Annotated in this window: 4 protein-coding genes; 3 read left to right on the forward strand and 1 reads right to left on the reverse strand. The window is 35.9% G+C overall.

All coding sequences use genetic code 11. From position 1 onward, the window contains the following. The first annotated feature begins 95 nt into the window (after nucleotides 1-95). From GN157_RS12655 to GN157_RS12665, 3 genes are all read left to right on the forward strand, one after another. Nucleotides 96-587: a hypothetical protein gene (locus tag GN157_RS12655; protein WP_157483804.1), complete on the forward strand. Its 492-nt coding sequence runs from the start codon at nucleotides 96-98 to the stop codon at nucleotides 585-587. 63 nt (nucleotides 588-650) lie between these two features. Beyond that, complete coding sequence (locus GN157_RS12660) at nucleotides 651-1,550, forward strand: helix-turn-helix domain-containing protein (RefSeq protein WP_157483806.1); 900 nt, start codon at nucleotides 651-653, stop codon at nucleotides 1,548-1,550. A gap of 79 nt (nucleotides 1,551-1,629) precedes the next feature. Further along, nucleotides 1,630-2,463 carry an SDR family NAD(P)-dependent oxidoreductase gene (locus tag GN157_RS12665; RefSeq protein WP_157483807.1) on the forward strand — a complete coding sequence of 278 codons (834 nt, stop codon included), beginning with the start codon at nucleotides 1,630-1,632 and terminating at the stop codon, nucleotides 2,461-2,463. 173 nt (nucleotides 2,464-2,636) lie between these two features. Here the strand turns inward: GN157_RS12665 and GN157_RS12670 are convergent, their stop codons facing one another. Continuing rightward, the gene (locus GN157_RS12670) at nucleotides 2,637-6,425 is read right to left on the reverse strand and encodes an Ig-like domain-containing protein (protein ID WP_157483809.1); all 3,789 of its coding nucleotides are present in this window, start codon (nucleotides 6,423-6,425) and stop codon (nucleotides 2,637-2,639) included. Between the last annotated feature and the right edge of the window lie 92 nt (nucleotides 6,426-6,517).

The following is a 6,517-nucleotide window of genomic DNA, read 5'->3' on the forward strand; positions in this document are numbered from 1 at the left end:
ACCAATTAACCAAATTATTGGATTAATTTGCAAAATGAAAATTGAGCATAATATGGAATTTTGAATCGTAATAAATCATTCAAAAAATAAAAATTATGCATTTATCAAATTTGGGAATTTTTCACACCATAATAGGTGTTGTTGCTATTGTTGCCGCCATTATAGATTTTGTTCAAACAGGAAAAATAAAGCTCAGCCGGGTTACAGGAAAAATATACTTTTATTGTACCGTTATAGCCTCACTCACCGCCTTAGGTTTATCAAAACATGGTGGTTTTAATCCGGGGCATATTTTTGCCTTATTTATTGTTTTATTGGTATCATTGGCATATTATTTTAATACTAAAAAACAAGGTAATAACAAGTTTCGTTATTATGAAAACTTCAGTCTTTCGTTTAGTTTTTTCCTGTCACTAATACCTACAGTCAATGAAACTTTTACAAGAGTACCCGTTGGAAACCCTCTAGCTACAGGTCCAACAGACCCTCTAATCGGAAAAACACTGCTATTCCTTTTGGTTCTTTTTATAGTAGGTTCGGTTTTTCAGTTTAGAAAACAAAAGAAAACCAATAGACATAGCATCTAATAGTTTTAATGATGTGGGACTACTCTTTACTTAAAAATGGACAGGAATCACTAAATTTGTTGTATGTCATTTACAAAGAGTCTCGAAGCATTTTACAATAATAAATTCAATACATCTTCTCCATCATCTCATAACGGTGATGGAGACTTTAATGTATTTGACCTGTCTGAAACTATAAACAACAGACTACCATCACCCTATGCGCGGTATGATTTCTTTAAAATAATGATTATACATGGTGAACACCGTTGTCATTATGCAGATAAAAGCATAACTTTTAACGGAAATACCCTACTCTTTTTTAATCCCATTGTTCCTTATCGGTTTGAAATACTGGAAAAAAATGCTACAGGTTTTTTTTGTGTATTTAAAGAGCCTTTTTTCTCTGAAAACTATAGAGGAAGAATTCAGGATTTACCAATGTTTACCCCAGGTGGAAAACATGTATATGACTTAAATAACATACAGGATAAAGAAGTAACCCTTCTGTTTGAAAAAATGTTACATGAAAATAATTCTGATTATCAGTTTAAATATGATTTATTAAGGAATTATGTTTCTGAACTAATTCATTTTGCCGGAAAACTTGAACCTAATGAAAAACTGTATAATCATCCGGACGCAAATGCAAGAATCACCTCAATCTTTATTAATTTATTAGAAAGTCAGTTCCCAATTCAATCTCCAGAAAATAATATTAAACTACGGTCTGCCGGTGATTATGCCTCAAGGCTTGGATTACATGTTAATCACCTCAATCGTGCAATTAAATTAACAACCGGGAAAACAACTACTACCCATATTGCCAATAGAATAGTAATTGAAGCTTCTGCATTGCTAAAACATACAAAATGGGATATTGCTGAAATAAGTTATTGTCTTGGTTTTGCACAACCGTCACATTTCACCTACTTTTTTAAAAAACATACAGGTAATACTCCCTCCTCTATTCGTTTTGTTTGAATTTAGATAGTATACATTTGATTTACATAAACATCTCCCTTTAAACCCGCTTTACATTTGCCATATAAAATAATTTATTATGGAAAGTAAAAAAGTATGGTTTATTACAGGTGCGTCAAAGGGTATTGGCTTGACTTTAGCAAAACAATTATTAAACGCCGGGCACATGGTGGCAGCCACTTCACGTAATACAAAAAAATTAAGCGAAGCTATAGGTAACAGTAATAATTTATTTCTCCCTTTAAAAGTTGAGCTCGAAAAAGAAAAAAGCATCCTTACCGCAATACAACAAACTTATAAACAGTTTGGAAAGATTGATGTTGTAGTTAATAATGCCGGATATGGTATAGGTGGTAGCATGGAAGAGCTTACAGATAAAGAAGTTCGTGATAGCTTTGATATTAATGTTTTTAGCATTATTAGTATTATTCGTAATGTTTTACCTATCATGCGAAAACAAGGCACAGGACATATTATTAATATATCTTCTATTGCCGGTATAGCACCAACAAAAGGATGGTCTGTTTATGGCGCTACAAAACATGCAGTAATAGGACTTACCGAAGTTTTGGCTGAAGACGTTAAAAAATTTGGCATAAAAGTAACTCTAATTGCTCCGGGCTCATTTCGTACTAACTTCAATAACCCAGATTCTCTCGTTCTGTCAAAAAATAAAATTGATGCTTATAGCGATATTCGTAACTCACTGGAACAATTTACAGAGAAAAGCGGAACACAAAACGGCGACCCCGAAAAAGCGGCTAAAGTAATGATTGATATTACAGAAATGGCTGCACCTCCCCTTTACCTCCTTTTAGGTAGCGATGCCTATACACGTGCTTTTGATAAATTAGAATTATTGTCTTCTAACTATAACCAATGGGAGAAATTAACTAAATCAACCAATTATTAATCTTAAAAAAATTGATATACCAAACAATACAATTTTAATTACCGGTGGAGCCAGCGGAATTGGTCTCGGGATTACAGATTTGTAACAGAAGTTAAATATTTTTTAATAAAAAAGCCACCTAATAAACCTTAGGTGGCTTTTGAAAAAAGAAAAACTACTTCAAAAAAATAAAACTATTTTTTAATTATCTTTTTAGTTACAGATGATCCGTTTTCAAAACTAACATGAACTATATAAGTACCTTCAGATAATGCTTGGGTATTAATATTTTTATCTTTGGACTTTGTTATAAGTTGTCCCATAAGATTATATATTACTATCTGCTCCACTTCAAAATCTGATTGTACAGATAATACATCTTTTACAGGATTAGGGTAAATTGATACATTAAGCTTATCAAATTCACCAACTCCTAATGTTTGTCCTGATATTGTTATTTCTATAGTATCGGTTATATCATTATTTTCAATGCTTACAGCCTGAACAGTTACTACACCGTCAGCAATAGCGGTAACCAGTCCGTTTTCATCAATAATAGCAAATTCAGCTCCTTCAATAATACTCCATACTACTTCCTGATTTGCATTTTCAGGTAATATTGCAGCATAAAGCTGTAATGTTCCTCCATTTTGTGTTATTGCCGGCTCAGCATCATCTTCAACATGAATTTCAAGTTGTTGTGGTATAATCACCTGACTCGCATTTACATTCACAGTATAATCTTCTACCTGACCGTAATAGGCATTAGTACAGGCATCAAATTCTCCTTCTTCATATACGTTCCACATATCTTTGACAACTCGCATTCTGGTACTCCCTAAGATAGCATCTGCAGGAACACTAATATCAATAGTAGCCGTAGTATTATCTTCTCCTGTAGAAGGCAGTAATGAAGTGGCATAATATTCTGTATTCATATCAAAAACATAATCCTGATTCCAGTCTATAAATACACGTATATCGTGCTCAAACTCCCCGTTGGTATTTCCTTTTACAGTTATAGTATAGGTTTCATTCTGATTAACCTGTCCTGTTATATCTGTAAAGTTCTCATAAGCAGGCGTACCATTTACGGCAGATGAAGTAGCGTTATTAATACCTGCAAAATTTACCAGTGTAATAGGTTCTACATCCCAGTCTACACCTACTGTACAGTAATTATCTGTAGGCTCTTCATCATAATTTATAGTAATTACAATATCATCAAACTTAGTGATATCTTCTACAGCGGTTGCCCTGATTGTAGTCGTACCGTTTGCTAAAGCAGATATAAGTCCGTTTTCATCAATCGTTGCAAATTCTTCTCCTGATATTACCGACCATGTCACCTCCTGATTCACGCTGGTTGGACTTACTGTAGCTACAAGCTGAAGTGAACCGTTTTGAGTGGTAATTTCCGGCGCTACATCATTTTGAGTGGTTACTGTTACTGATACTTCTGTTATAGGTTCCCAATAAGCATCATCCCAATATATACCTGCCCACGTAGTACCGGGGTTACGTATGGCTAATCTCGCATTATTAGGAACTGTTACAGGAACAGAAAATATTCTTTCAGCATCAGTATCATTATAACTACTGTTATTAATAGTAAGGCTCTCTATAACCTCAAATGTTGAAGCATCGTTAGTATCTGTTATATAGCCAAAGTCAAGTTCTCCCGGCCCGCTATTAGCTTTTACTTTAAACCTGAACTGATGTGTACCTGCATTAATATTACTGAACTGTGGTAAAACCACTATTGAAATTTTACCTTCTCCATAACCTGTTTGGTATATTTGACTGGTGCCCGAAGCCGGTTGAGTACTTGAAATTATCTGACTCGCCCCACCTAATAGTATACTTTCCCAACACGTAGGCACAACACCCATTTCACAACAGGAATAATCGTCAAAATTTTCATATAATTCGGTAAGTGGTTCACATTCCTGACTAGATCCAATATTTACCACTACATCCAATTCTCCATATTGAGTTATATCTGCTACAGAAGTAGCTCTTATTGTAGCCGTACCATTTGTTAAAGCTGTAACAAGTCCGTTTTCATCAATCGTTGCAAATTCTTCTCCTGATATTACCGACCATGTTACTTGCTGACTAACAGTAACAGGGTTAACCATAGCCTGTAGTTGTAACGTTCCGTTTTCTGTAACGATAGTTGCTTCGGCATCATCCTGTACCGATACTTCTACAGATGTAACCTGTAGCTGTGATAATTTTACACAACGTATAGCTGCTCCCTGTCCTCTAGGTGCCCCTGCTGAAGGGTTTGCAATTGTAGATCCAACATACAAATATTTAGCTCCTGTACTCGATGTAGTAGAACTCCAATAATAACCTCTTTGACCTACAAAGGTAAAATCTCCGGTAGAAGAACTTCTGTACCCCGTAGCCGGAAGCATAAGGTTACTGGCTAACGCTGTAGCCGGATTAGTAATGTTTTCAGCTTCTACAAGTTCTGTCCAGTCTTCCTGTGACGGTAATTTCCAGCCCTCACCTAGGGCAGCCATACAAGGGTCGCATCCGCTAATATCATCAACAGATTCTACATCTTCTTTATTCCACTCATTACTCAATTCACCAGCTTCCCACCATGAACCAAGTATGTATTCACTTAAACCATTACCCAGTCCTACCGGATTGTTTGGATCAGGCAACTGTGAAGTGGTTTCAGATGTACGTTTTTGGTGTCCGTCATCCCAACGTCCCCATTGAAAAAGGTCTCCATAGCTATTTTCATCATCTACAGAACCTGCTATTTGGCTACTGCCAAGGTTTTGTTGTAACCATATATTGCCATCGGCACCACGTACAGTAGTATAACTTATTTCCTCTCCGTTATAGGTAAAAGAAATACACCCTGTGTCTCCTATGTTTGTACCAGGATCAGTATTCGTACAACCTGTTTCGGTATCATTCTGTACTGTAATACGTTTTACTTTTGTTCCACCTTCAGAATAGGCAAGTACTAAATAGTTTCCGTTATTATCAAAAGCCAAATCATTATAAGTAGCCTGACCTCCGGAAATAAAATCTCCTCCCAGTGTTATCCACGAACCTGTTACCTCATCATAATGATAAGCAGTGTTTCTTAAATAATTATCATTTTCAAAACGGCTCGCTACTACAAATACCTCTCCTGCCATACTAACAGCAATAGCCACATGCTGTACTTTACCCGATGAAAAGTTAGCCTGTCCCAGTTGTACCCAAGATGTGCCGTTGTATTTTTTCACATTAAGTTTTTGTCCGCCTGCACCGTTTGATACATAAGCCACATAAAGATTGTTAGCATTATCAATAGCGATATCTGATGTATATTGCTCTGATGATGAAGCAGCCCCTACAGTCTCACCTCCTGTTAAAGTCCAACTATCATTTAAACCTGCTGTTATAGTGTTTTCATACACCTGTGCATTACCTCCTGATACATTACAGGTATAAATTATATTGTTAGAACCAATAACCATTTCGGCATAAGTAGCCCCAGACGAGAAACCACTGTTCCCTACCTGTTCCCACTCTCCTTCGTTATAACGTTTTACCGTACCGGATGCGTCACTACTGTAAGTAAATAAAATACCTGAAGCTGAAACTGCTGATGCATGGTAGTTAACCGAACTATTTGTAGCATTTGATAATTGTAACCAAGATGTACCATCAAACTGACGGACTTCAAGCCCTGAGCCCGGCCAACCCAATTGATTGGTATAGTATACAAAACCTTCATTATCTATAGATAATGAGTTATAAGTGGCTGTACCTGTTGTAATACCGGCAACACCTCCAAGGTAACTCCATGAAGTACCGTCATATTTTTGTACTGAGCCTTTTGATACCGAAAGATCATAATAAGAAACGTAATAATTTCCGTTACTATCTATCACAAGATTATTAAATGAAGTGCCTGATGCAGATATGACCTCTGCCTCTCCAACTGTTTCCCATTGCTGGGCATTCATAGTTAAAGTAAATAAGAAGAGTATCGCAAATTTGGTATATTGCACTACCCTATTTTTACTTTTTTGAATTAAAATAGTATAATAGTTTATCA

Source organism: Flavobacterium rakeshii (assembly GCF_009741375.1).
GTDB classification, from domain to species: domain Bacteria; phylum Bacteroidota; class Bacteroidia; order Flavobacteriales; family Flavobacteriaceae; genus Flavobacterium; species Flavobacterium rakeshii.